Genomic DNA, 24,654 nt, shown 5'->3' with positions numbered 1-24,654 from the left:
GACTATGCTAGCAAGAGTAGCCAACAACCTGTTTTGGATGGGCAGGTATATTGAACGGGCCGAACATATAGCCCGTTTTATGAACGTTAATTATTTTTCCTCTTTGGATGCGCCCAACCAATTGTCCCAATCCAGACAATTTGTACTTCGGTCCATGTTGTTCATGGTTGGGGATCCCGTGTATGATGACAACGTGAAACTCGACGAGGAGAGTGTTCTTTTTGATATTGGACTGAATCCTGAAAAAAACTATTCCGTAATCAGCAGCATTAAGACCGCCAGGGAAAATGCCAATAGTTCCCGTGATCTGATCTCTACAGAATTGTATGAGAGCCTGAACAAGTTCTATCACTTTGTGATGAACTATTGCAAGGAACTGTTTGTAAAGACCAATTTGTACGATTTCACAGTAAACGTAACCGAAATGACCGCCGTACTACGTGGTAAGATCAGGGGCACTCTTTTGCACGACGAGGTCTATGCCATCATTATGCTAGGGGTCAATATTGAAAGGGCCATACAGGTTACACGCATCATCAACACCAAGTTCAATGATGCCTTAATGGCCCAAGGCAGCTATGGAGATCCTATTAGTAATAGTTTTGAATGGACAACGCTGCTCAAATGTGCCGAGAGCTATGATATGATGCGCCGCTTGTACAAAAAATCGCCCAACAGTACTTCTACCTTGGAATTCTTGATCTTGAACGGTCGTTGTCCAAGATCTTTTATGAACTGTATCAACCAAGTGTACAAACATATTCAAGAACTGGATAAAAAAGTAGAATACGATAAGAGTTCCACCGCCTTTATGGTTGGAAAGATAAAGGCCGAATTTGAATTCAAACAGATTGAGGAAATCCAAGAGGACACCCAAGGATATCTGGACCTGATCCTTAATAAAATGTTCAAAATAAGTGAGAACATGGAGAAAGAATTCTTCAACTACTGATTAACTTGGCAAGATTGAAATACGCTCACATGTTCTATGAATATGAAATAGATTATGACACCCAGAACTCCTATGAAAAGGGGCTGAGCGAAGCCTTTTGGCAATTCATGGTCATACCGGAGGACAATGAGACCCAAGAGGTCACGTACTGGCATTTTGAAAACGATCTTGGGGAACGGAACAGTGTCTCGGAGAATGGTCTGGGCTTTAAAACGGTACAAGTGCGTTCTAAACAGGTCATTGATCATATCAAGTTCAATGCACATTTCAAACTAAAAAAGAAGGAAATCAACCCCTTTGGTTTTGACCTACCGTTGAATTTGGAAGACGAACTCCAAATTCTGAACAGTATAGATTTTAAGGTGGACCACGAGCCCTATTTAAGAAAAACAAGTTTGACTACCTTACCCGAACAACATCGCGATATATTTTTGTTCGATTCCGATAAATCCATTTTTGAAAATTTGACCGATCTGAACTACTGGACATTCGACCACATCTTTTTTAAGGTCGGGGTAACCAACGTAGACACCCCTTTGGCAGAAATCATTGAAAAGAGACAAGGGGTTTGCCAAGACTTTACCCATCTGTTCTGTGCCATTGCCAAGTACAATGGGGTGCCCTGTAGGTATGTTTCGGGATATCTTCATCAAGGCATCGGTTTTTTTGGGGATTCGCAAATGCATGCATGGGCCGAGGCCTACGTGCCCAATGTGGGCTGGCTAGGGTTTGATCCCACCAACAACCTTTTGGTCAACCATAACCACATTAAGGTATGCCACGGTAAAGATTACAACGATTGTGCTCCTTTAAAAGGCGTGGTTTATACCTTGGGAAACAACGAGACCAAGTATTCCGTATTGGTTAGAACAGCACAAGAACAGCAACAACAATAGATTATTTTATCTGCTGAAAGAAACCTATTTTTGCCACAAAATTCATTACATGGTAACTACAGATCAACAGAAAGATCTTATTGAGCGCCTTGGTGCGTTAAGGAGGTATCTTTGACATCGATGCCAAACTTATTGAAATAGAAAACGAGGAGGAAAAAACACTCGCCCCCGGTTTTTGGGACAATCCACAAGAGGCCCAAATGCAAATGCAAACCCTTAAATCCAAAAAGAAATGGGTAGAGGACTTCAACGAGGCCAAGGCCTTGGTTGGAGATCTTGAAGTCCTTATGGAGTTTCAACAGGCAGGTGAAGTTACCGAAACCGAGGTGCAACAGCAGTTTGACAAGGCCGTTGATTTGATCGAGAATCTTGAGTTCAAGAACATGCTTTCCGATGAAGGGGATGAGCTTACCGCCGTGCTTCAGATCACTGCAGGTGCCGGTGGTACGGAAAGTTGTGACTGGGCTTCCATGTTGATGCGGATGTATCTCATGTGGGCCGAAAAACATAGATACAAGGTCAAGGAACTCAACTATCAAGAAGGTGATGTGGCCGGCGTAAAGACCGTAACCTTGGAAATAGAAGGCGAATATGCTTTCGGATGGCTGAAGGGCGAAAACGGGGTGCATCGGCTGGTACGCATCTCCCCTTTTGACAGTAATGCCAAAAGGCATACCTCCTTTGCGTCCGTATATGTGTATCCCTTGGTGGACGACACCATCGAGATAGAGATCAATCCTGCCGATATTGAAATAACCACCGCCCGTTCCAGTGGCGCCGGTGGACAGAACGTGAATAAGGTGGAGACAAAAGTTCAGTTGTTTCACAAGCCTACAGGTATCCAAATTTCTTGTTCCGATTCGCGTTCACAGCACGACAACAGGGCAACGGCATTAAAAATGCTGAAATCGCAGTTGTATGAAATTGAACTTCGTAAAAAACAGGAAGCCAGGGCAGAAATAGAGTCCTCCAAGATGAAGATCGAGTGGGGATCACAAATTCGAAACTATGTAATGCACCCGTACAAATTGGTAAAGGATGTGCGTACTGCAGAGGAAACTGGTAATGTAGATGCTGTTATGGACGGTGATATCGATGCCTTTTTGAAAGCCTACCTCATGATGATGGGGCAAAAAGAAGAAAAATAAAAATGATCAAGATTTACCATAACCCGCGCTGCGGAAAGTCGAGGGAAGGATTACAAATTTTGGAGCGTTCAGGGAAGGGATTTGAAATCATCAAATATTTGGAGGATGTTCCTACCAAGGAAGAACTACAGAATTTGATTGGTATTTTGGGTATTTCCCCCCTTGAATTGGTCCGCCAGAACGAATCCGTCTGGAAAGAGAAGTACAAGGGGAAGAATTTATCGGATGAAACCGTTGTACTGGCTATGGTAGAAAACCCGAAACTAATTGAAAGACCAATCGTTGTAGTTGGGAAGAAAGCAGTTATCGGCAGGCCTCCAGAAAAAATCATTACACTCCTAGACAATTGAAGGACCGTGTAATTTAACATGGTAATTGAAGTTTAATTACAACGAAACCATATCTTTAACATATGAAAAACATAAAGACTCTACTCATTTTATCTTTTGTTGCTGGATTATTTGTAGTCACAGATATGGCAGCACAATACGGCTATGGATATGGAGGCTACGGTTCTCCTTATGGTGGCAGATATGGCAGGGGACAAAGTATGATACCCAATGCGGGACCTACGGAATCCAAAAAAGATGAAACCCCTCCAACCGCCGAAGAAATAGTTGATGCCCAAATGCCTTCCATTACGGAGGAATTGTCGTTGGATCCTTTTGAGCAGGCAGTTGTTAGGACCGCTTTGGTTCAATCGGTACAAAAGAAAATTGAAATTCAGATTTTGGAAATGGAACCCTTGAAAACAAAAGAGGAGTTCGAGAAAATTGATCGCAATACACAAGAAGAACTGAAAATGGGTCTACCTGAGGACAAGTATAATGCCTTTATAGCCCTTCAGGAAAACAGTTTCAAAGCCGACAAAAAGAAGAAAAAGAAGAATAAAAGAGATTAACAATTCTTTAAGGTCATTCGCAGGGACAAATATGTTGTTGAGAGACAAATATTTCGTCCCTTCTTTTTTTCCCTACATTTTTGCTGCACTAAAATCAAACTATGCACAGGATTATCATCCCGTTGCTGTTACTGACACTAACAACCATTCAAGGTCAGGTACGGCAAAATCAACAAAACATCACTATATCCGGTAAAGTTGTTGACGCCGATTCCGGACAACCACTGGAATATGCCACTTTTGTACTTCAGGAAACCGATAGCCCCGACAAGGTAACCGGTGGTATCACCGATACTTCTGGGGAATTTTCCATTGAAACCGCTCCTGGGAAATATAACATTAGGGTTGAATTCCTTTCCTTCAAAACGTTTTCATCCAATAACCAAACGTACACTACTTCCACTAATTTGGGAACTATAAAGTTGGAAGCGGATGTTGCCCAGTTGGAAGCGGTTGAAGTGGTTGGGGAACGCACCACTGTTGAGGTGCGTCTCGATAAAAAAATCTATAATATTGGCAAGGACATCACCACCAGTGGTGGTAACGTAAGCGATGCGTTGAACAACATCCCTTCCGTTTCCGTAGATGTGGAAGGTGCCATCAGCCTTCGCGGAAATGACAACGTCCGCATCTTGATCAATGGTAAGCCTTCTGCCTTGGCCGGTTTCGGATCTACGGACATTCTTCAACAATTGCCAGCAGATGCCATTGAAAAAGTAGAGGTAATTACCAGTCCATCAGCTCGTTATGATGCAGAAGGGACGGCAGGCATCTTGAACATAGTCCTGAAAAAGGAAAAAACGTTGGGTATCAATGGTTCGGTGAACACTACCGTTGGTGTTCCCTTCAATGCCAGGGTTACCACCAACTTCAACATTAGGACGGAAAAGTTCAATATCTTCAACACCCTTGGGTATTTTCATAGAGAATCGCCTGGAGGTGGCAGGAATGACAACCGCTATTTTTCCGATGCCAGTGACTATGACAGGATCATTGAAGACCGAGATACTAATCGTGACGATGACGGTTTTAATGTCAATATTGGGATGGAATATTTCCTTACCGATAAATCGTCGGTCACTGGTAGCTTTTTCTACAGATGGTCCGATGAGAACAATGTGACCGAAAATGATAACCAAAGGTTTATTGGCGACAATTTGGACAGCAGAACGTTGCGAACCGAAGACCAGGCCCAAAAGGAAAATAGCCGTCAATTCTCTTTGAACTATACCAATAATATCAATGATGATGGCCAAAAATTGACTGCAGATCTACAGTACTCTTATGACAATGAAGATGGATTGACAGGGATTCAGGAAAACAACACCTATCCTAACACCGATTTGTTGGCCCTTGAAAATATTTATGAAAAACAATCGGAGGAACAATTTTTGGCACAGGCCGATTATGTGCTTCCTATGGGTGATGCCCAATTTGAGGCCGGTTATCGTGGTACGTTCAAAAAAGAGGTCAACGACTATTTGTTGGACCAGTATGATACCATTTCAGGGGAATTCATCACCAATGACGACCTGACCAACGTTTTCACCTACCGTGAGAATGTGAATGCACTTTACACCCAATATGGGAATAAATATGGTAAGTTCTCCTTCTTGTTGGGATTGCGTTTGGAAAACACTCAATTAAAGGGAAATGTAGATGCCAATATTGATAGTGAAGCCCTTCAAGAAATTGTGGGCCAGGATGTTGACTTAAATTTTGATAAGAATTATTTGGGACTTTTTCCAACGGTGAACCTCATTTTCGAACTGTCGCAAACACAGAACATTTCTATCGGGTACAACCGAAGGATCAACAGGCCACGTGGCTGGTTCATCAACCCATTTCCATCACGATCCAGTAGGACCAACGTTTTTCAAGGAAATCCTGACCTGGATCCTGCCTATGCCAATGCATATGATGTGGGCTATATGAAAAGATGGAAGAAGTTGACCCTGACCACATCCGTATATTATCAAAAGGAAACAAGATCTTTTGAATTCATCAGTGAAGAAGCAGGTGTCACTTCGGATGGTATCCAGATCATTAGATCGGTTCCCATCAACCTATCCACCAACGAGCGAATCGGTGCGGAAGCCGGAGTGATCTATAGCCCTGCCAAATGGTGGAGATTGAACAGTAGTTTCAACTTCTTTACCTTCACTTCTGATGGGGAATTCAATGGAGTTGAATATGGTACCACAAATACCAGTTGGTTTGCTAGATTAAGTTCCAAGTTTACCCTACCGGCCAAGATTGAATTGCAGGCCAACTCTTTCTACATGGGCCCAAGACAAACGGCCCAAAGTGATACCAAGGGAATCTTTTCCATGAACTTGGCCATGAGCAAGGATATTTTCAAAGATAAGGGAACTCTTTCTTTAAATGTGAGCGATGTTTTCAATTCAAGAAAGCGAAGATCCTTTACCGAAACAGCCAATTTTTCATCGGATAGTGAATTCCAATGGAGAAGAAGACAAGTAAATCTCTCGTTCATCTACAGATTCAACCAACCTAAGGAAAGAAACAACAGAAGGGGTCAACCTGAAGACAATGATGAAGATCGACAATTTCAAGGATAATCCAACCAACTAAACTAAGCGAAAAAAGAAGCCGTAATGGCTTCTTTTTTTATAGGTAACTTTTTTAAAAAAGTTGTCTGTACTATTATAGAATTCCAGTTGAGATTACACATATTCAGAATAAATCTCCTAAAACAAAAAAGAAGCCAAGTTGGCTTCTTTTTCTTTATTCTTTAAGTCTGGCCGCTTGTCTGGCCTCCTTTTTTTCTTTGTACAATTCCCTAAGGTTACCGACCAACCAATAAGGCACTACGAAGGTCAACAAGAAAATCATCAACCAAAATCCTATGGTCAAAATCGTTAAAAAAGCTAGAAAACCTAAATACTGGTCAAATTCAAACATTTTTTTTCCTTTAGATGTAACAAAGATACAATGAAAAAATAGTTATAAACAAGGCCTCTTTTAAATTTTATGCGTTTTTGGGCCCAAAAATTCGCTTCCTCAAGGTGCCAAATACAGCGACGATTCCAACGGCGATCACTTTCCAAAATTTTAGCAGTGCCGCAAAGAATCCCACCTTGGCCAATACTTTGCCTGCTATCAACCCTCCGATTCCGTAAGCTGCTACCTCGTCTAAATCAGGATTAAAATCGGAATAGCGATTACCCGGATTGAATTCCGCACTGGAAATGACCCTATCAATATTAGTTTGCACCAAGGGCAGTTTATCCATATCACTGATGGCGTTCAAGTTTAAATAACCCTTCCTTCCCAAAACCCTGATATTATAGTTAAGGGTATTCATTTCCATTCCTTCAAATTTGATCTCTTTTGCCCAGTGCAATTTTTTTGAAGATTGGTCATAAAACGGTTCTGCCGCCCAACCTACAATCTCAGCAGTTGGATATCCCAGTTTTGAACGCTCCTTATTTTCTTGAACTGCACTTTCCTGCATATCCTCCATCAATTCATCATAGTCAATATCGTCGGCATCGTCATCTTCAATATATCCCTCTTCGGAATAGGTAATCTCTATTGCATAGGTAAAATCATCCCCTACAACAGAAATATCTTCAGGAAACAGCATACCCATGGTTTCCGAAGGTGGGTTGCCCCAAAGCTCGGTCAATACTTGTTGGCTTTGTTCCGCATCCAAAAATTTGAAACCTTCTGGGACATGCAACGTGGCCAAATCATTTCCTAGCGGGATACTCCCCTTTTGAAATGTATAGGAATTATTGATGCTGTCCATAATGTGTTGGTAAGCCGCCTCATCCAATTCTATATTGATGTCGGTGGAATCCGCTTGGGAAAAAGCATGGAAAATTGTGAGCAAAAATGCTAAAATGGTTAGTTTTTTCATGATTGGTATTTAATAAGAACCCAATTAAACCATTATTGATGAAAGAAAAAAACTACAATCTTAATTTTAGTTGAAAAGCAATATTCTTTGGCTGACTTTTACTTATGCGGATATGATGGATTATCTTTGTAGAACAACAAAATCTTCTTATTCCAATGAGTTTCAGAATAGAAAAGGATACCATGGGCGAGGTTAAAGTGCCCGCGGACAAATATTGGGGCGCCCAGACGGAACGTTCCCGCAACAATTTTAAAATCGGTGCAGCGGCTTCCATGCCAATGGATATCATCTACGGATTTGCCTATTTGAAAAAGGCAGCGGCCTATGCCAATCATGAACTAGGAGTTCTACCTATTGAAAAAAGGGATTTGATTGCCCAGGTTTGCGATGAAATCTTGGAAGGCAAATTGGATGATCAATTTCCTTTGGTGATCTGGCAAACCGGTTCCGGGACCCAAAGTAACATGAATGTGAACGAGGTCATTGCCAACCGGGCACACGAGATTGCCGGAAAGAAAATCGGGGAAGGTGAGAAAACCATCCAACCCAATGATGATGTAAACAAGAGTCAATCGTCCAATGATACTTTCCCTACCGGGATGCATATTGCTGCCTACAAAAAAATTGTGGAGGTTACCATTCCGGGTGTAGAACAGTTGAAAAATACGTTGGACAGAAAAGCCAAAGAATTCAAGAACGTTGTAAAAATTGGTAGGACCCACTTGATGGATGCCACCCCCCTAACCTTAGGCCAAGAATTTTCAGGTTACGTTTCGCAATTGGAACACGGCATAAAAGCTCTCAAGAACACCCTTTCCCATTTGAGCGAATTGGCCTTGGGAGGAACTGCCGTAGGTACCGGATTGAACACTCCAAAGGGATATGATGTTTTGGTGGCCAAATATATTGCCCAATTTACTGGTCAACCCTTTATAACCGCAGAAAACAAATTTGAGGCCCTGGCCTCCCACGATGCCATTGTGGAAAGTCACGGGGCATTGAAACAATTGGCCGTTTCCTTGAACAAAATTGCGAACGATATCCGAATGATGGCTTCCGGCCCTCGCTCCGGAATTGGGGAAATCATCATTCCTGCAAACGAACCCGGTAGTTCCATCATGCCAGGTAAGGTGAACCCAACCCAATGCGAGGCCATGACCATGGTCTGTGCGCAAGTTATGGGTAACGATGTGGCCATCAGCATTGGTGGAACCCAAGGTCATTACGAATTGAATGTGTTCAAACCTGTAATGGCTGCCAATATTTTGCAATCAGCCCAATTGTTGGGAGATGCTTGTGTAAGTTTTGATGAACATTGCGCCATAGGCATCGAACCTAACCATGAGGTGATCAAAACTTTGTTGAACAACTCCTTGATGTTGGTAACTGCCCTAAACACTAAAATTGGGTACTACAAAGCTGCGGAAATAGCCAATACGGCACATAAAAATGGCACTACGTTGAAAGAAGAGGCCGTTAATCTAGGATATGTGACCCCTGAGGAATATGATGCATGGGTACGTCCTGAAGATATGGTAGGAAGTATGAAGTAATTTCTTTTTCAATCTGAACTATAAAAAAGGCCCGTCCAAATTTGGACGGGCCTTTTATTTATGATGGATAGTGTGTATTATTTCAACTCGAACTTGGAGGTACCCAACAATTTCAATTTGTTGTCATAAACGTTTACCATGTAGTTACCTTTTTGGTAATCACCTGCCGGCTTGTTTACGTAATCACATACATCCAAAGCATCATTCTCGTAGTAGAAATTGGTTCCTTTGCTATAGGTAATGGAAGCACCTGCATCAGTAGTCTTGGAATAACCGTCACCAAGTACGTTACCTTGCGGACCCAACACTTCGATATAGAATTCCCTATCACCAGCTTCAGCAATAGTGTTGCTAGCTACGGTGAAACATACTTTAAGTTTATCGGTAGCTTTTGCTCTTTGGGTAGAAACCAATTTACCGCTAGTTCTTTCTTTAACAGCATCAACACTGATGGTGGAAAGGTTAAGAGCGGAACCTCTTTCAACTGCATCGGCCAATTGGGTGTTCTGCACGATCAAAGAATCGTTGAAAACGGTTTGTTTTTCCAATTCAACAAAAGTGCTGTCCCTTTGCATGGCCAACAAAGTGTTGGATTGAGTCAAGGAATCCACTTGTCTCAATAGCTTTTCTCTCTCTTCCTTAAGAACACTTACTTGTCTTCTGTATCTAGAAAGAGAAGCGATGTCAGCTTTCATGCTTTGTACAGAATCGATGTACTTAGCGATGTTGTCTCTAGCGGCAACCAATTCTTCGTTGGTGGCGTTGCTTTCCAAAATGGCCTTGTCATACTCGGATTTCAAGTTGTTCAAGTCCTCAACAACCAATTCTTTCTCTTGGGTAAGAGCTTCGGTTGTTTTCTTTTTGTCCTGGTAAAGGCTCACGGTATAGATAATGGTTCCCAAAAGAACTACACCCAACAACCCGGCAATTACCTTCAATCCATTGTTATTGCTTTTTGTTTCAGTCATAACTTTTTGATTTAATTGATTCTCGTTTAAATATTTTGATCAATCGTGTTTGGTTTATATACGCATCAGATGTTCGTTTGGATTATTTGCTCAAAAAAAAATGTAAAAAAAATAATCATAATGTTAGAGAAACCTTATTTTTAAAGGAATCCAAAAAAATAACCATGAAAAGAATCCTACCATTCATAGCTTTGATATTGCTTGCTGCCTGCAAACAGAACAAAGGTCAAACCGAAGAAACATCTGACAATACCACCGAAATGGAGGTTGAGACCCCTGCGGATGCAACCATAATTCCGATAGAGCATGCCACTGCCATATTGGAATGGAACGGCAATACCATATATATGGATCCAGTTGGGGCCAAAGAACTTTACGAAGGTCAAAAACCGCCGACCTTGATTTTGATCACGGATATCCATGGAGATCATTTCAGTATGGAAACGTTACAAGTATTGGATACGGTTAAAGCAACCGTGATTGCTCCAAAAGCGGTGGCCGATCAAATTCCTGCCGATTTTAGATCTCCCGTTATCGTGATGAACAATGGCGAGACCAAGAATTTCTCCGGAATTACGGTTGAGGCCATTCCTATGTATAACCTTAGGGAAGAAGCACTTAACTTTCATACCAAAGGAAGGGGCAATGGGTATGTACTGACCCTTGGCACGGAACGTTTTTATTTTTCAGGGGATACAGAAGATATTCCCGAAATGAGGGCTTTACAAAATATTGATAAAGCCTTTGTTTGTATGAACCTACCTTTTACCATGACGGAGGAAAGTGCCGCTAATGCCGTACTGGAATTCAAGCCAAAAGAAGTATATCCTTATCATTATAGAGGCCGTCCGGACGTAAGTGACGTAGTAAAATTTAAAAACTTGGTTAACGAAGGTGACCCCAATATTAAGGTGGTACAATTGGACTGGTATCCCAAGGACGATTTCTAATCTTTTATAATAATACCACCTTTTCAGCGTTAGCATAACAACTATTAACCAAATCAAATACTTGACCATGGCTCCCAAATCCCATGTTTTAGTAGTTGCGGTGATGCTTATTGCCGTTCAAACTACCTTCGCTTTTCAATGTGATGCCTTTTATTCCAAGGTTACCTACGCGCTCAACCATTGTAAAAAAGCAATGACGGCCACCAATTTTGAACACCAGATGTACTATGCCGAAAGGGCATGGGAGGCTCTGGACAAGGCAAAAGCCTCCAAAGGGGAATGTGATTGTCAAAAGGCGGACGAGAAAACCATCGATGCGATGGAATCCTTGGATAAGGCCATTGAGCCATCTGACTGGGAAGCCGGAAGGTTCTTTACCAAAAAGGCTCAAGGGCAGATCAGTGAATTGATTACCTTCCTTGATGAGTGTACCATGGGTATCTCTACTACTACAACTGTTGTAGATACTGATACTACCGTTTTTGAAAACGAGGCTCATCCGCAAGAAGAAAATACCAAGAGCGTCAATACCATGGAGATGGAGATGATCAAAATCTTTGACAAACATGCCCAAGATAAGCTTCATTCCGCGGAAAATGCCATTAACCAGTTGGTAGAACTATCCAAGACCATTGGAACCAATCCTACGCAGGATAATGGCGAGCCCAATAATTTGGCAGCGCACCAAAAAGCGTATCTGGAAAAAGCAAAAAAACTACTGGAAGAGGGAATCAAAAATCTCGGTGGAGAAGAATAATCCTCTTTTTATCTTATCAATTTTTTATACTTGATACGCTTGGGCATAATATCACCGCCCAAGCGTTTCTTTTTGTTTTCCTCATAATCAGAGAAAGATCCCTCAAAGAAATAGACCTGTGAATCCCCTTCAAAAGCAAGGATATGGGTACAGATCCTGTCCAAGAACCATCTGTCGTGAGAAATGATCACTGCACAACCGGCAAAGTTTTCCAAACCTTCCTCCAAAGCACGTAAGGTATTCACATCCAGGTCGTTGGTGGGTTCATCCAAAAGCAAAACGTTTCCTTCCTCCTTTAGTGTCATGGCCAAGTGGAGTCGGTTCCTTTCCCCTCCGGAAAGCATGCTTACCTTTTTATTCTGCTCGCTTCCAGAGAAATTGAAACGACTCAAATAGGCCCTTGAATTTACCTGCTTGCCACCCATCATCACCAATTCCTGACCATCACTGAAGTTTTCCCAAATGGTCTTTTCAGGATCAATGTTGGAATGGCTTTGATCCACGTAAGCGATCTTAGCCGTTTCTCCTACCACAAATTCACCTTTGTCGGGAGTCTCTTCTCCCATGATCATTTTAAAAATGGTGGTCTTACCAGCTCCGTTAGGTCCAATGATTCCAACAATACCCGCCTGCGGTAGGTTGAAGCTCAACTCCTCGTACAGCAATTTGTCACCAAAAGCTTTGCTTACCCCTTTTGCCTCAATAACGTTGGTTCCCAAACGAGGGCCATTCGGGATATAGATTTCCAAGTTCTCCTCCACTTGTCTTTGATCTTGGCTAAGGAGTTTGTCATAATTCTTTAAACGTGCCTTTTGCTTGGCCTGGCGTCCTTTGGCACCCTGTCTTACCCATTCAAGCTCTCGCTCCAAGGTCTTTTGTCTTTTGGATGCCTGTTTGCTCTCTTGGGCAAGTCTTTTGGCCTTTTGGTCCAACCAACTGGAATAATTCCCTTTCCACGGAATGCCCTCTCCCCTGTCCAGTTCCAAGATCCACCCGGCAACGTTGTCCAAGAAGTAACGGTCGTGCGTTACGGCGATCACGGTACCTTTATATTGTGCCAAGTGGTGCTCCAACCAATGCACCGATTCTGCGTCCAAGTGGTTGGTAGGCTCATCCAACAATAGTACATCCGGCTCCTGCAACAACAAACGGCACAGGGCCACCCGTCTTCTTTCCCCCCCGGAAAGCACACTGATTTTTTTGTCCGATTCCGGTGTACGGAGTGCATCCATGGCAATCTCCAACTTGGTGTCTAGTTCCCAGGCGTTGGAAGCATCTATTTTGTCCTGCAGAGCTGCTTGCTTGTCCATCAGCTTTTGCATCTTATCCGGATCTTCGTACACTTCGGGCAAACCGAACATATCGTTGATTTTATTGTACTCATCCAGAATGGCAACAGTTTCGGCAACACCTTCCTTTACTACTTCCAGCACGGTTTTGTTTTCATCAAGAAGTGGTTCCTGCTCCAAATAGCCAACGGTATATCCAGAGGAAAAAACCACATCTCCTTGATAGTTTTTATCGACTCCCGCAATAATCTTGAGCAAGGTGGATTTACCGGAACCGTTAAGACCCAAAATACCGATCTTGGCCCCATAGAAAAAGCTGAGGTAAATATTTTTGAGTACTGGGGTATTGGCCGTTTTATAGGTCTTGGTAACCCCGGACATTGAAAAAATGACCTTTTTATCGTCTGACATTTGGTTGTAATTAAAGTGTTATGAAAAATTGAGCCTACACCCTACCCTTAAGTGCATTGAATACCCAGGCCACGGCAAAAAAACCAATGCCGACAGCCCCAAAACCGTATCCTGCCACTTCATCGTATTTGAATGCCCCAAGTGCTATCATTCCTATTCCCACAAAAATCATAATCCATGTGGCCCATGCGAGCACTGTGTTCTTGTTCATTCCCATTTTCTGTAGTTCTGAAGAGGTTCAAATATCGTAAAAATTGAAATAATGCAAAGGTAAAGCCCAAGATTATGTTTCAAAAGGGAATTTTATCCTACATTTTTCGCGGACCGTATCCAATAATTCGGACAAATCCAAGCTGTTTTGGTGTGACCAAAGGTCACTTTCAATCTTTTCTTCCTTGAGACATTTGTTTACTTCCAAGATTTCATAGTAGTAGCCAATCCCTGTCAGCGGCATGGAAAATTCTTGTTCCTCCCCTTCCTTTACCAGTTTGTAACCATCTGCTTCATGCCATCTGGAATTCAATAACAATTCACCATCGGTACATGATATTTCCGCAATCATGCTGGACCGACTGGTCAGACCGGAATACAATACCGCTTGTGCTTGTTCGTAATCAAAAATCATACTGGTCTGCAGCTCTGTTCCATTGGGATGGAAATTGGAGGTGGCCAGAATCTTATCAGGCATCCCCAATAATAGATATGAAAGGAAAATGGGATAGATTCCAATATCCAGCACAGAACCAGAAGCCAACTCAGGGTTCAATAATCTGGAATCCAAACCTCTATCCAAGGCGTAAAAAGCAAAATCCGCATGCAGATAGGCCAGTTTACCGAGCTCACCATCATCTACCATTTGCTTTACTTTTTGAATGGTGGGGTTAAAACGGGACCACATGGCTTCCATCAAGAAAACATTGTTTTGTTTGGATGCAGCCAACATTTCCGTTACTTCTGCCCTACTGATGCCCAAAGGTTTCTCGCAGAGTACATGTTTGCCATTTTCCATGGCCCTAATGGCCAAGTCCTTGTGAAAATTATGCGGGGTGGCGACATAGAGTACATCTACTTCGGGAGATTGAAACAGTTCTTCATAACTGCCAAAAACGTGTGGCACATCAAATTCATCGGCAAACTCCTGTGCCCTCTTTAAATTTCGGGAGCCTACTGCTGTGAGTTCGGCTTCATGGACCAGTTTCAAGTCCGATGCAAATTTTCGTGCTATTTTACCTGGGCCAACAACGCCCCATTTGATTTTGCTTTTCATATATCCCAAAAGTAATGATTATAACTCCTTATCTTTAGCCGACTAAACGAATTTGGACAAAAATGGACCTTACCTTCAATAAAAACGAAGACCATAATAAACTTAAGCTCTCCGAGTTGCGTAGAAGACTGGCCGAAGTGAAACTCGGTGGCGGTAAAAAGCGGATTGAAAAACTCCACGCCCAAGGTAAAATGACGGCCCGGGAACGTATCGATTATTTGTTCGACAAAAATGCCCCTGCAATCGAAATTGGCGCTTTTGCAGGTGATGGCATGTATGCGGATCATGGTGGCTGCCCTTCCGGAGGTGTCGTAGTGAAGATAGGCTATGTGAAAGGGAAACAATGTGTGGTGGTCGCCAACGATGCCACTGTTAAGGCAGGAGCCTGGTTTCCTATAACCGGAAAGAAGAATTTAAGGGCGCAGGAAATTGCGATGGAAAACAAACTGCCCATCATTTATTTGGTAGACAGTGCCGGGGTCTACCTTCCCATGCAGGATGAAATATTCCCAGACAAGGAGCATTTTGGTCGCATTTTCAGGAACAATGCCATTATGAGTAGCATGGGCATTACCCAAATAGCGGCAGTCATGGGAAGTTGTGTGGCCGGGGGTGCCTACTTGCCCATTATGAGCGATGAAGCCCTTATTGTTGACAAAACAGGAAGCATCTTTTTAGCAGGAAGTTATCTGGTAAAGGCCGCTATTGGAGAAAGCATAGACAATGAAACTCTTGGCGGGGCCACAACCCATTCCGAAATCAGTGGAGTTACCGATTACAAAGCCAAGGATGACAAAGATGCTTTGGACAGAATCAAAAATATTGTTGACAAGATCGGAGATTTTGAAAAAGCAGGTTTCAATAGAATCCAAGCCAAATCGCCCATTGACAATCCGGAAGACATTTACGGACTTCTCCCCTCGTCAAGGAGCGATCAGTATGACATGTTGGAAATCATCAAACGTTTGGTGGACAATTCCGAATTTGAACAGTATAAAGAAGGTTATGGCAAAACCATCTTAACGGGGTATGCCCGTATCGATGGTTGGGCCGTGGGCATTGTGGCCAATCAGCGAAAGGTAGTGAAAACCAAACAGGGCGAAATGCAATTTGGGGGCGTAATCTATTCCGATTCTGCCGACAAGGCTACGCGGTTTATTGCCAATTGCAATCAAAAGAAAATTCCATTGGTGTTCCTTCAAGATGTTACGGGATTTATGGTGGGGAGCAAGAGCGAGCATGGAGGCATCATAAAAGATGGTGCCAAAATGGTGAATGCCGTGAGCAATTCCGTAGTGCCCAAATTCACCGTTGTGATTGGAAACAGTTACGGGGCCGGTAATTATGCCATGTGCGGAAAAGCCTATGACCCTCGGTTAATTGTGGCCTGGCCCAGTGCGGAACTTGCCGTAATGAGCGGTAATTCAGCAGCCAAAGTATTGTTGCAGATTGAGAAAGCCTCGTTGGAAAAAAATGGGGAACCACTTGATCCTGAAAAAGAGAAAGCTCTTTTTGACAAGGTCAAACAGCGGTATGATAATCAAATTTCACCGTATTATGCTGCTGCCCGACTTTGGACGGACGCCATCATAGATCCTTTGGACACCCGAAAGTGGATTTCCATGGGCATTGAGGCGGCCAATCATGCACCAATAGAGAAGAAATTCAATTTAGGGGTACTGCAAGTTTAACACTTACTTTTGTACTACAGAGGAAGGTAAATCTAGGTCGAACAAATATTGGTTGGCACCTTTTAGCCCCATTCGAAAAACCTTAATGTCCTTCGTTTGTAATCTGCTTCCATAATTTCTATATATGGTCGCCTTGAGGTAGCTTGGTGTCAATTGCTTGTTACCGTTATATGTGACATTTACCTTCCAAGTACCTGGTAAGGCATCGTCCAACAAAAAATCTGCCATGGAATACCCTTGCTCCTTTTCTGACCTGATACGCTCCGGCATATCCTCATTGGTATGCTTCCAATTAAAGTATTGATTGTGTGGGTTTACAAACTGTAAATCAAATTCCGCTTCGGAATCGTTCCACTCAAAGACCAGTCTTGTAGTATAGGGGCCAATCCCGTCAACATTCCGTTCGCGAATTTGCTCGGAACGGGACTCCAAGGCAAAGAGGTTGTCCATTTCCCGCTGTATGATCTCTGATAATTCCAAACTATCTTTTGTTAAAAGTCCTTCATCCAACAGATAAGAATGTCTTGCATATAATGAGGTGGCTGACTCTTTCAATCCCAGATTGCGATAGCTATTGGCCATATCGATATAGCTCTGGGCGTATTCCGGACGTAAGGCATATACTTCTTTATACACTGTGTGGGCTTTATCAAATCTTCGCTGAGATTCGTAAATATATGCTAGGGCCTTTAACCAGACTGCATTATCTTTAATCTGGTCAAGGTTTCCTTCCATGAATTGATCAGCCACATCTTCCCCAAACTTATCAAAAATTAAGGTATAACAATCCAGATAGAAATACGGCACATTGAAATACAATCTTTCATATTCGTTAACGGTATTGACCGCCTGAGTTAACGATGTAGTATTCTGAATGGCTTGCAAATAACTTGGCACTTCATTTTTAGCATCCTCCGATGAAACTACTTTTCCTGTCACAAAATTGTTTCTAAGTCTTGCCTGATCATAAGGTTTGGAACCATTCTCTTCCCTAAGGCCGTGGACCCCATTCTTGGTGTTGATTACCACAACGCCTCCACTTGCTATATGTCCGTAGCGCCAAACCGCCTGAATACCCGGAATGATACCAACCCGTAAAACCATTGAAACATCTAACCATGTGGGCGCATCACTGAAAATATTGCCATCAATTTCAAATAAGGCCGGTGTCCTAAAACTTAACGAACCCATTCCCCTAATAAATAGGGTTCTTCTGGATCCTCCGGTACTGGGATCACCGATGGTTCCCACTCGTATTCCCGATCTTCTACTTGCAATGGCGTTTAAAATATCGGAGCCAGGGGTAAACTCTGAACCATCAATTACTTTCAAATGATAGGCAACGGTAGCAGGACTTATGCACCCAAATGAAGTATTCACCACGGAAGAATCCATGATGTAGGTCATTGCTAGTCTTTTCTGCTTGCTTATCTTTTGTTCAACCACCACTTCGTCCAACTGCTCCACCCGAAGGCTCATCTTTATGTTCAAGATCTTGGTAACATCCTCCACCAAAATGGAAACGGTGTCCATACCGATGTAGGTGTATTGGAGTTCGTCCTTGGGCCGGGCCAAAATTTGATACCATCCCTCTTGATCGGAACTTGTTTTAGATCCAGAAGTTAGGTTTACAACATGGACATTGGATAATTTGGATGTGCCATCCGTTATTCTTCCAGAGATGGTGTTTTGTGCATTAACGCAGCCCATCCATGTAAAAAATACCAATATGGCTTTAAAATACTTCCCCATGCCAAACCTTTGATTTTAATTGTGAACCACTCTTGTAGATATGTTCAAGGTAAAAAGTTGTTGGTTGACGTCCCTTGTCCCCAATTGAAATACTTTAGTTTCCTTGCTTTGCAGTTTACTGCCATAATTTCTGTAAATAATGGCTTTGACGAAAGTTGGCGTGACCTGCTTGTTTCCATGATAGGTGGCATTCACCTTCCATATGCCCGGCAGTTCATCATCCAATATAAAATCTGCCATGGAATAACCTTGCTCCTTTTCAGACCGGATACGCTCCGGCATCTCTTCCATGGTGTGTCTCCAATTGAAGAATTGGTTGTTCGGGTTCACAAACTGTAAATCGAATTCCGCTTCGGAATCGTTCCACTCAAAGACCAATCTGGTAGCATAAGCTTCATCCGGATTGCTTTTCCGTTGCTTGATTTTCAGGGAACTGCTTTCCAACGTAAATAGATTGTTCATTTCGCGCTTCATGATATCGGCCAGATCTAGGCTATCCTTAGGCAGCATCCCTTCGTCCAGTAAATAAGAATGTCTTGCGTAAAGGGAAACCGCCGACTCCGGTCTATTCAAATCTCGGTAACTGTTCGCCATATCAATAAAACTTTGGGCGTAATCCGGCCGCAGGGTATAAATCCTTTTATAAAGGTCATGGGCCGTTTCCGCTCTACCTTGGGCATCCAGCACATAGGCCATAGCCTTTAAATATACCGGGTTGTCCTGGGACATGTTCATGAAATCATTTAAAATGCCATCCGCATAATCCTTCGCGTTACGTTCCTCATAAAAATAACGGTAGGCTTCCAATAAAAAGTAGGGGTGACTTTTGAATGCATTGCCATGCTGTTCATAGGTCAATTTGGCCTCTTGTAATGAACCACTGTTCCAAAGTTTTTCACCATATGTTGATGTGGGTGCTTCCTTGCCATCAATGGAAACAACACTCCCTTTTACATAGTTGTTCCGTAGTAACGCCTGATCATAATTTTCTTTCTCCTTTGGTTTGTAAGTACCATTTTTGGTATTTACCACAACTACACCTCCGGCTCCAATAGATCCATAACGCGAGGTAGCCATAATTCCTGGCATCAGTGCCACTCGTTCCACAGTACTTGGGTCTAGCCATGAAGGTCCTTCGGTAAAAATCTGACCATCTATATCATAAATGGCAGGTTTCTTGGCCATAATGGAACCCATGCTCCTAGAATACACATCAAAAGTATAATCTGGATTAATTACAACATTCAACCCGGCAAACTTCCCCATTAAGAACATACCAAAATGGTAATGATTGCTGATCATGTCCTTGCTTGTTAAAATTGGTAAACGACCAGCGAAGGTTTCTTTGTCTATGATACCGAATGCGGTCCGGATCAAGTTTTCATTGGTGGGGTATTGTTGCTCCATGATGCGTTGTTTGTTTTTCCCAACTTCACTTACAACTTCCACTTCATCCAACGCTTCCACTTGCATCTGCATGTTTATGTTCAAAATATTAGTCACATCTTCCACAATGATGGAAACGGTGTCCATACCCATATAGGTGAACTGCAGCTCTTCCTTGGGCCGGGCTGAAATTTGATACATCCCCTTCTGGTCAGAAGCTGTTGATACTCTCGAAGCAAGATTTTGGATACTCACATTTTTTAAAGCACTCCCCTCATGGGTAATACGCCCACTAATCGATTTTTGACCATAGGTCAAAATTGCTGGACATAACAAAACGAAAAGTAAAACAGATAACCTCATAAGACCATGATGTTTAATAGGTTATCTAATTTACGAAAAAATCAGTTGCCCAATTGAGGTTTGGGTCTAGGAATGAGAAACATTTCGGTTTGCCTACCATTTACATATCTAAAGCCATCTTCCCCATAAAATCCAGGTTCTTCCAACATGATACGGATGTCCCTGTTCCATTCAGGAATGTTCACAGTGGCATTCAGTTCTATGGCATACGCCGTGTTGGGGTTAAGCGGATAGTTTTCTCCATCATCCTTCATGACACCGTCCTGTGCATCCCACATTCCAATGGTTGTTCCTGCGGAATGCCCATAAGTACCCAACGGATGGGTGTAGATCGAAGGGCGAAGACCAGTCTCCTTGGCAGCTTGAAGGGATTTGGCCAAAATATCATTCCCTACCCTTCCTTTGATCATGTTCTGGGTCAAGAAATCTTGCACACGGTTACCATCCTTTAAGGCGTTGACCAAAAACTCCGGAGCTTCCCTTTCTTCTGGCAGCAAAACATAGCCCATTTCTTGGCAATCCGTGTTGAGTCTTAGGTAGGTGATTCCAAAATCGCAATGCAACAAATCCCCTGGAAGGATCACTTTTTCTGCTTCACCTGTTGAAAAAGAGGTAAGGTGGCTTACCAAGCCTTCATTGTTTCTTTGGATATCCACTGTGGGATGAAACCATGTTTCCAAACCAAGATCGGTCACTTTTTGGCGCATCCACCATACCACATCATCGGTAGTGGTAATGCCAGGAGTGATTATTTTTTCCGAGAAAGCTTCCGCAACAATGTTATGTGTAATTTCCGTCAATTGGGCAAAAATGGCCATTTCCCTTGGGGTACGGGTCTCTATCCAACGTACAGCCAACTGTTCAGCAGACCCCACCCTAGAGTGAAACTTTTTGGGAAGGTTGGCCATGAACTCATCATAATCCGTTTTGTCCAAACCATCGGCTATATTATGGTCCTTGGAGAAATTAAGCCCTATTTTCTTCGGATTGCGTTCCTCTATCAATTCCATCAAACGCTTCCATTGGTCGGGTTCCTTTTCCTTGTCCCAAGCAGAAATGATACTCTTTCCTACATTGTAACGGGCCACCGCCAATTTATCAATTGTGTTTTTGTCCTTGTTTCTATAGAATAGTAGAATGGTACGCCTCCTGGCATTCAACCAAGTAGCTGGCAACATGGTCTTGATAACAGGATCTTCATTGTATTCCCTTGAAATCACAACCCACATGTCAATACCAGTACGGTCCATTAATTCAGGAAGAAGCGTATTGAAACGTTCTTCCAAAATCTCATCCACAACACGGGCCCGTTCAACTTCAGGCAAAATTTCTTGGGCAAAAAAGGAAAAAGGAACAAATAAAAAAATCAGTTGGATGGTTTTTCTCATGGGGTTATTTTTGGTTGTTTTGAATGCTTAAATTACAAGATTAATTTTAATGTTTCATCGCGATGAATCTTTTGGGTGGCCGTTTCCACAAAGGTTTTTACAAAGTAAACATCCTTGGGCACCTCATATTTTGAAATGGTTTCCAATGACTTGATCTCTTGTAGTAATTCCTCTTTAGGAAAAGGGCCACCCTCTATTATAAGGACCAGTTTTTCACCCAACACTTCATCTTTTATACCGGTTACAAAAAAACGGGAATTTATGAGGGGCTCCAATTTGGACTCAATGGTTTCAGGCATCAATTTAATTCCACCTGAATTGATCACGCTATCCAAACGGCCCAACCATTTAAAACGGGTTTCACTGACCAGTTCTACCAAATCGTTGGTGATGATTTTTTGTTCAACAACATTGGGGGCGTCTATGACCAAACAACCACGAGGATCCGTGGTCAGGGTTACATGAGGAAGTACTTCGAAATATGTTGTTGGTTCAGGGGCGATTTCCTTGGCGGCAATATGAGTGATGGTTTCGGTCATACCATAAGTTTCATAAACCTTGGTAGAACCTCCTTGCAACTTGGTTCTAAGTCTTTCATTCACAGGGGCACCACCAATGATCAAGGTACCCACCCTATCCAATTCTTGTAAGGTTTGCTCTACCTGCAGCGGCACCATTGCAACAAAATCATAACTTTTTTGACGGTATGACAGAGGAATGGAAGTGGGTTCCACTTCATCCAAGTGTAGGCCTATGACCATGGCTCTCACCAACATCATTTTTCCCGCTATTCCCGAACAGGGTAAACAAAGGAGTGCCGATTGCCTTGGTTCCAGTTGAAAGTATGCTCCGGTGGCCAAGGCAGAATTGACCATATGTTGCTTGTTCAATTCAATCCGTTTTGGCTTGCCTGTAGAACCTGAGGTAAGGACTTCCAAGGTAGGTTTGTTCGAAATCCAATCCAATAAAAATTCCCCGATTACTGTCTCATGTGCATCTCCCTCCTTTACAAGGCGGTATCCGATTTCGGAAAGGTCTTCCAGATTGCAGGAAAAGCCATTGAATTTAAAATCGGGATGTATGTTATGCCAAATCGGAATCTCCATCGGTGAGGGCTACAAATTCTTCCTTGGTCATCACTTTTCCAAAAAGTCGCTCCTTCCAGTTCTTCCAGCCATATTTCTTTGATAGAATAAGGATGAGGATAGGATAGAAAACAAAAACGGGTATCAAAACATCCCAGCCCAGCACAGGCTCGGAAATATCTTTATAAAGGGAATTGGTGCGGAATGCCGTCCAATCCGCGGTAACCAAAAGTGCCGTAAAAAGATTGTTCGCTGCATGGAATCCCAACGGGAGTTCCAACCCTTCGTCCATCAATGTCAAAATCCCCAAAAAGAATCCGGTACCTATATAAAACACCAAAACACCATAGCCCAGTTTTTCAACTTCTGGATTGAAGATATGGAGGAGGCCAAAAAGTGATGAACTGACCACAAAGGGCAGCCATTTGGTTTTGGAAGCAATGCCGATGCCTTGCATGAGATAACCACGCGTAAAGTATTCTTCAAAACTGGTCTGTATGGGTACCAAAACAATGGAAAGTATCAAAAGCACAAAAAACGGCATTGGTTTGAAGTTGAAAATATAGTTTTCCGGAGAAAGGTATATATCCAACATCACCATAACGGAAGAAACAATGCCCCAAAGACTGAATGCAAAAAGAATCCTCTTCCAGTCCACTTTTTTACGGGAGGTGGTAAAACTGGTGAAGGACTGCCGGTGTACAAACCGAACCACCAGCCAAAGGCTCCCCATGGCGGCCACAAAAGTGAGCAAGACCAAAAAGAAGAACATGTTCAGCCCAAGCGTGTCGGCCATGCTACCATAATCCATAGGCATGTTCATCATGGAATCCGATTTTAAGATCAAGGCCGCCAACAATGGTATCCCTCCCAAAATCTGCCATCCAAAAAAAATGATCAAAAGACCCACTATGTATCGCCAACCTTCGCTTGATCCCTTGTAGCCTTGTTCTATAAACATATTTTTTCAATTTCTGTTTGGTTCCAATTCTTTTGATTTCTGTAATAAATATTCCCTTGGGAAACTTCGAGTGGACTTTCCATATTATTGGTGTATAGGCTACCGGTCCCCAAACCTTGCGGCATGGTTGTATTCAAGGTATAGGTCCATTGGGCTATGGCATTTAGCCCAATATTACTTTCCAGGGCACTCGTCACCCACCACCCAATATTGTATTTTTTAGCCATTGTAATCCATTGTTCGCTTCCTGTAAAACCACCTACTAAACTAGGTTTTAAAATAATAAACTGTGGTTTAATGGTTTGTAGCAGTTTCTCCTTTTCTGTTACTGAAAATATGCCGATCAACTCCTCATCCAACGCAATGGGCAATGGGGATTTTTCACACAATTTGGCCATTAACCCCCATTGTTTGGGTTTAATGGGCTGCTCAATGGAATGTAATTGGAACTCGGCCAATCTTTCCAGTTTATTCAATACTTTCTCCGGGGAAAAAGCTCCATTGGCATCTACACGTAATTCAATTTCTTCAGGCCTAAAGTTATCTCGAATGAATCTTAAAATGGATAATTCCTTCTCAAAATCGATGGCGCCTATCTTCATTTTGATGCACCTGAAACCATCTTCCAACTTTTTCAGCAATTGCGATAACATGAAGGTTTCGCTACCCATCCAAATGAGTCCATTAATGGCGATTGGGGCTTCCATTCTTGTAAAGGCAGTTGGAAAAAGTTCAAAGGAATCCTGACTTGCAAGGGACAAAAATGCCTGTTCAATCCCAAATTGAATAGAGGGAAAGGCAATCAATTCATTTAATAGCTCCTCTTTTCCCAAATGGATGTTTTGACAGACCCAGGCCAGTTTGTTTTCATATTCCGTCACATCATCAACGCTTAATCCTTTTAAAAGCCCACATTCCCCGATACCAAAACGTCCCTTGTCCCGTAGTATCAAAAACCAGGTCTCTTTCTGCGTTAAAATGCCACGTGAAGTTCCGCTGGGAACTTTAAAATCTAGGGTGTACTTTTTGTATGTCGCTTTCATCCTGTGC

General features: G+C 42.6%; 22 protein-coding genes. 10 read left to right on the top strand and 12 right to left on the bottom strand.

Going from position 1 to position 24,654, the window contains the following annotated elements; genetic code table 11:
* Window positions 1-4 precede the first annotated feature (4 nt).
* The 6 genes from GTK07_RS05485 (at window position 5) to GTK07_RS05460 (ending at window position 6,479) form a co-directional block, all read left to right on the top strand.
* Window positions 5-952, top strand: coding sequence for an alpha-E domain-containing protein (locus GTK07_RS05485; RefSeq protein ID WP_163633840.1), 948 nt, complete (start codon window positions 5-7; stop codon window positions 950-952).
* 5 nt (window positions 953-957) lie between these two features.
* Window positions 958-1,848: a transglutaminase-like domain-containing protein gene (locus GTK07_RS05480; RefSeq protein WP_235932444.1), complete on the top strand. Its 891-nt coding sequence runs from the start codon at window positions 958-960 to the stop codon at window positions 1,846-1,848.
* 49 nt (window positions 1,849-1,897) lie between these two features.
* Window positions 1,898-2,996 (top strand): peptide chain release factor 2 gene (gene prfB, locus GTK07_RS05475; RefSeq protein WP_163633838.1). Its coding sequence is split into 2 segments (ribosomal slippage): window positions 1,898-1,960 and window positions 1,962-2,996, totalling 1,098 coding nucleotides; the frame shifts between segments, so codons are not numbered across the junction.
* A gap of 2 nt (window positions 2,997-2,998) precedes the next feature.
* A complete protein-coding gene (arsC, locus tag GTK07_RS05470) occupies window positions 2,999-3,346 on the top strand; it encodes an arsenate reductase (glutaredoxin) (protein ID WP_163633836.1) in 348 nt (115 codons plus the stop codon).
* A gap of 62 nt (window positions 3,347-3,408) precedes the next feature.
* A complete protein-coding gene (locus GTK07_RS05465; protein WP_163633834.1) occupies window positions 3,409-3,897 on the top strand; it encodes a hypothetical protein in 489 nt (162 codons plus the stop codon).
* A 101-nt stretch (window positions 3,898-3,998) separates the two neighbouring features.
* Window positions 3,999-6,479 carry a TonB-dependent receptor gene (locus tag GTK07_RS05460; RefSeq protein WP_163633832.1) on the top strand — a complete coding sequence of 827 codons (2,481 nt, stop codon included), beginning with the start codon at window positions 3,999-4,001 and terminating at the stop codon, window positions 6,477-6,479.
* A 166-nt stretch (window positions 6,480-6,645) separates the two neighbouring features.
* Here the strand turns inward: GTK07_RS05460 and GTK07_RS19170 are convergent, their stop codons facing one another.
* Together GTK07_RS19170 and GTK07_RS05455 are read right to left on the bottom strand one after the other, a co-directional pair.
* On the bottom strand, window positions 6,646-6,822 hold the full coding sequence (locus tag GTK07_RS19170) for a hypothetical protein (RefSeq protein WP_203583737.1): 177 nt from the start codon (window positions 6,820-6,822) through the stop codon (window positions 6,646-6,648).
* 67 nt (window positions 6,823-6,889) lie between these two features.
* Window positions 6,890-7,783 (bottom strand): DUF2167 domain-containing protein, encoded by an 894-nt coding sequence (locus GTK07_RS05455; RefSeq protein WP_163633829.1) that lies wholly within the window; start codon window positions 7,781-7,783, stop codon window positions 6,890-6,892.
* Between the two features lie 155 nt (window positions 7,784-7,938).
* Here GTK07_RS05455 and fumC point away from each other — a divergent pair, with 155 nt between their 5' ends.
* Window positions 7,939-9,336, top strand: coding sequence for a class II fumarate hydratase (gene fumC, locus GTK07_RS05450; RefSeq protein WP_163633827.1), 1,398 nt, complete (start codon window positions 7,939-7,941; stop codon window positions 9,334-9,336).
* 77 nt (window positions 9,337-9,413) lie between these two features.
* Here the strand turns inward: fumC and GTK07_RS05445 are convergent, their stop codons facing one another.
* A complete protein-coding gene (locus tag GTK07_RS05445) occupies window positions 9,414-10,304 on the bottom strand; it encodes a hypothetical protein (protein WP_163633825.1) in 891 nt (296 codons plus the stop codon).
* Window positions 10,305-10,468: 164 nt separating this feature from the next.
* Between GTK07_RS05445 and GTK07_RS05440 the strand changes: the two genes are divergently transcribed.
* Both GTK07_RS05440 and GTK07_RS05435 read left to right on the top strand, forming a co-directional pair.
* Entirely contained in the window at window positions 10,469-11,254 is a 786-nt protein-coding gene (locus GTK07_RS05440; RefSeq protein WP_163633823.1) for an MBL fold metallo-hydrolase, read from the top strand.
* A gap of 67 nt (window positions 11,255-11,321) precedes the next feature.
* Entirely contained in the window at window positions 11,322-12,011 is a 690-nt protein-coding gene (locus GTK07_RS05435; protein ID WP_163633822.1) for a hypothetical protein, read from the top strand.
* An 8-nt stretch (window positions 12,012-12,019) separates the two neighbouring features.
* Here the strand turns inward: GTK07_RS05435 and ettA are convergent, their stop codons facing one another.
* From ettA to GTK07_RS05420, 3 genes are all read right to left on the bottom strand, one after another.
* Window positions 12,020-13,711: an energy-dependent translational throttle protein EttA gene (gene ettA / locus GTK07_RS05430; protein ID WP_163633820.1), complete on the bottom strand. Its 1,692-nt coding sequence runs from the start codon at window positions 13,709-13,711 to the stop codon at window positions 12,020-12,022.
* A 34-nt stretch (window positions 13,712-13,745) separates the two neighbouring features.
* Complete coding sequence (locus tag GTK07_RS05425; RefSeq protein WP_231562643.1) at window positions 13,746-13,922, bottom strand: CAL67264 family membrane protein; 177 nt, start codon at window positions 13,920-13,922, stop codon at window positions 13,746-13,748.
* Window positions 13,923-13,994: 72 nt separating this feature from the next.
* Window positions 13,995-14,978, bottom strand: a complete 984-nt coding sequence (locus GTK07_RS05420) for a Gfo/Idh/MocA family protein (protein WP_163633818.1) — start codon at window positions 14,976-14,978, stop codon at window positions 13,995-13,997.
* 62 nt (window positions 14,979-15,040) lie between these two features.
* Here GTK07_RS05420 and GTK07_RS05415 point away from each other — a divergent pair, with 62 nt between their 5' ends.
* A complete protein-coding gene (locus tag GTK07_RS05415; protein WP_163633816.1) occupies window positions 15,041-16,669 on the top strand; it encodes an acyl-CoA carboxylase subunit beta in 1,629 nt (542 codons plus the stop codon).
* A 3-nt stretch (window positions 16,670-16,672) separates the two neighbouring features.
* Here the strand turns inward: GTK07_RS05415 and GTK07_RS05410 are convergent, their stop codons facing one another.
* Genes GTK07_RS05410 through GTK07_RS05385 form a run of 6 tightly spaced genes read right to left on the bottom strand, consistent with a single transcriptional unit; the run spans window position 16,673 to window position 24,647 of the window.
* On the bottom strand, window positions 16,673-18,421 hold the full coding sequence (locus tag GTK07_RS05410) for a tetratricopeptide repeat protein (protein WP_163633814.1): 1,749 nt from the start codon (window positions 18,419-18,421) through the stop codon (window positions 16,673-16,675).
* Window positions 18,422-18,436: 15 nt separating this feature from the next.
* Window positions 18,437-20,170 (bottom strand): carboxypeptidase-like regulatory domain-containing protein, encoded by a 1,734-nt coding sequence (locus GTK07_RS05405; protein ID WP_163633812.1) that lies wholly within the window; start codon window positions 20,168-20,170, stop codon window positions 18,437-18,439.
* Window positions 20,171-20,211: 41 nt separating this feature from the next.
* A complete protein-coding gene (locus GTK07_RS05400; RefSeq protein ID WP_163633810.1) occupies window positions 20,212-21,558 on the bottom strand; it encodes a M24 family metallopeptidase in 1,347 nt (448 codons plus the stop codon).
* Window positions 21,559-21,590: 32 nt separating this feature from the next.
* Window positions 21,591-22,664 (bottom strand): AMP-binding protein, encoded by a 1,074-nt coding sequence (locus tag GTK07_RS05395; RefSeq protein WP_163633807.1) that lies wholly within the window; start codon window positions 22,662-22,664, stop codon window positions 21,591-21,593.
* Window positions 22,642-23,604 carry a CPBP family intramembrane glutamic endopeptidase gene (locus GTK07_RS05390; protein WP_163633805.1) on the bottom strand — a complete coding sequence of 321 codons (963 nt, stop codon included), beginning with the start codon at window positions 23,602-23,604 and terminating at the stop codon, window positions 22,642-22,644. The genes GTK07_RS05395 and GTK07_RS05390 overlap by 23 nt, the downstream gene beginning before the upstream one ends.
* Entirely contained in the window at window positions 23,595-24,647 is a 1,053-nt protein-coding gene (locus tag GTK07_RS05385; RefSeq protein WP_163633803.1) for an o-succinylbenzoate synthase, read from the bottom strand. The genes GTK07_RS05390 and GTK07_RS05385 overlap by 10 nt, the downstream gene beginning before the upstream one ends.
* Between the last annotated feature and the right edge of the window lie 7 nt (window positions 24,648-24,654).

This window comes from Flagellimonas sediminis, assembly GCF_010500845.1.
GTDB classification, from domain to species: domain Bacteria; phylum Bacteroidota; class Bacteroidia; order Flavobacteriales; family Flavobacteriaceae; genus Flagellimonas; species Flagellimonas sediminis.
This window is presented reverse-complemented; position numbering and strand designations above follow the sequence as displayed.

Bases quoted from the DNA above. Each gene is read 5' to 3' on its own strand.
- GTK07_RS05405 (WP_163633812.1), bottom strand. From the start codon at position 20,170: ATGAGGTTATCTGTTTTACTTTTCGTTTTGTTATGTCCAGCAATTTTG.
- GTK07_RS05395 (WP_163633807.1), bottom strand. From the start codon at position 22,664: ATGGAGATTCCGATTTGGCATAACATACATCCCGATTTTAAATTCAAT.
- GTK07_RS05410 (WP_163633814.1), bottom strand. From the start codon at position 18,421: ATGGGGAAGTATTTTAAAGCCATATTGGTATTTTTTACATGGATGGGC.
- GTK07_RS05400 (WP_163633810.1), bottom strand. From the start codon at position 21,558: ATGAGAAAAACCATCCAACTGATTTTTTTATTTGTTCCTTTTTCCTTT.
- GTK07_RS05445 (WP_163633825.1), bottom strand. From the start codon at position 10,304: ATGACTGAAACAAAAAGCAATAACAATGGATTGAAGGTAATTGCCGGG.
- GTK07_RS05390 (WP_163633805.1), bottom strand. From the start codon at position 23,604: ATGTTTATAGAACAAGGCTACAAGGGATCAAGCGAAGGTTGGCGATAC.
- GTK07_RS05415 (WP_163633816.1), top strand. From the start codon at position 15,041: ATGGACCTTACCTTCAATAAAAACGAAGACCATAATAAACTTAAGCTC.
- GTK07_RS05425 (WP_231562643.1), bottom strand. From the start codon at position 13,922: ATGAACAAGAACACAGTGCTCGCATGGGCCACATGGATTATGATTTTT.
- GTK07_RS05460 (WP_163633832.1), top strand. From the start codon at position 3,999: ATGCACAGGATTATCATCCCGTTGCTGTTACTGACACTAACAACCATT.
- GTK07_RS05435 (WP_163633822.1), top strand. From the start codon at position 11,322: ATGGCTCCCAAATCCCATGTTTTAGTAGTTGCGGTGATGCTTATTGCC.
- GTK07_RS19170 (WP_203583737.1), bottom strand. From the start codon at position 6,822: ATGTTTGAATTTGACCAGTATTTAGGTTTTCTAGCTTTTTTAACGATT.
- ettA (WP_163633820.1), bottom strand. From the start codon at position 13,711: ATGTCAGACGATAAAAAGGTCATTTTTTCAATGTCCGGGGTTACCAAG.
- GTK07_RS05385 (WP_163633803.1), bottom strand. From the start codon at position 24,647: ATGAAAGCGACATACAAAAAGTACACCCTAGATTTTAAAGTTCCCAGC.
- GTK07_RS05485 (WP_163633840.1), top strand. From the start codon at position 5: ATGCTAGCAAGAGTAGCCAACAACCTGTTTTGGATGGGCAGGTATATT.
- GTK07_RS05440 (WP_163633823.1), top strand. From the start codon at position 10,469: ATGAAAAGAATCCTACCATTCATAGCTTTGATATTGCTTGCTGCCTGC.
- GTK07_RS05455 (WP_163633829.1), bottom strand. From the start codon at position 7,783: ATGAAAAAACTAACCATTTTAGCATTTTTGCTCACAATTTTCCATGCT.
- arsC (WP_163633836.1), top strand. From the start codon at position 2,999: ATGATCAAGATTTACCATAACCCGCGCTGCGGAAAGTCGAGGGAAGGA.
- GTK07_RS05465 (WP_163633834.1), top strand. From the start codon at position 3,409: ATGAAAAACATAAAGACTCTACTCATTTTATCTTTTGTTGCTGGATTA.
- fumC (WP_163633827.1), top strand. From the start codon at position 7,939: ATGAGTTTCAGAATAGAAAAGGATACCATGGGCGAGGTTAAAGTGCCC.
- GTK07_RS05420 (WP_163633818.1), bottom strand. From the start codon at position 14,978: ATGAAAAGCAAAATCAAATGGGGCGTTGTTGGCCCAGGTAAAATAGCA.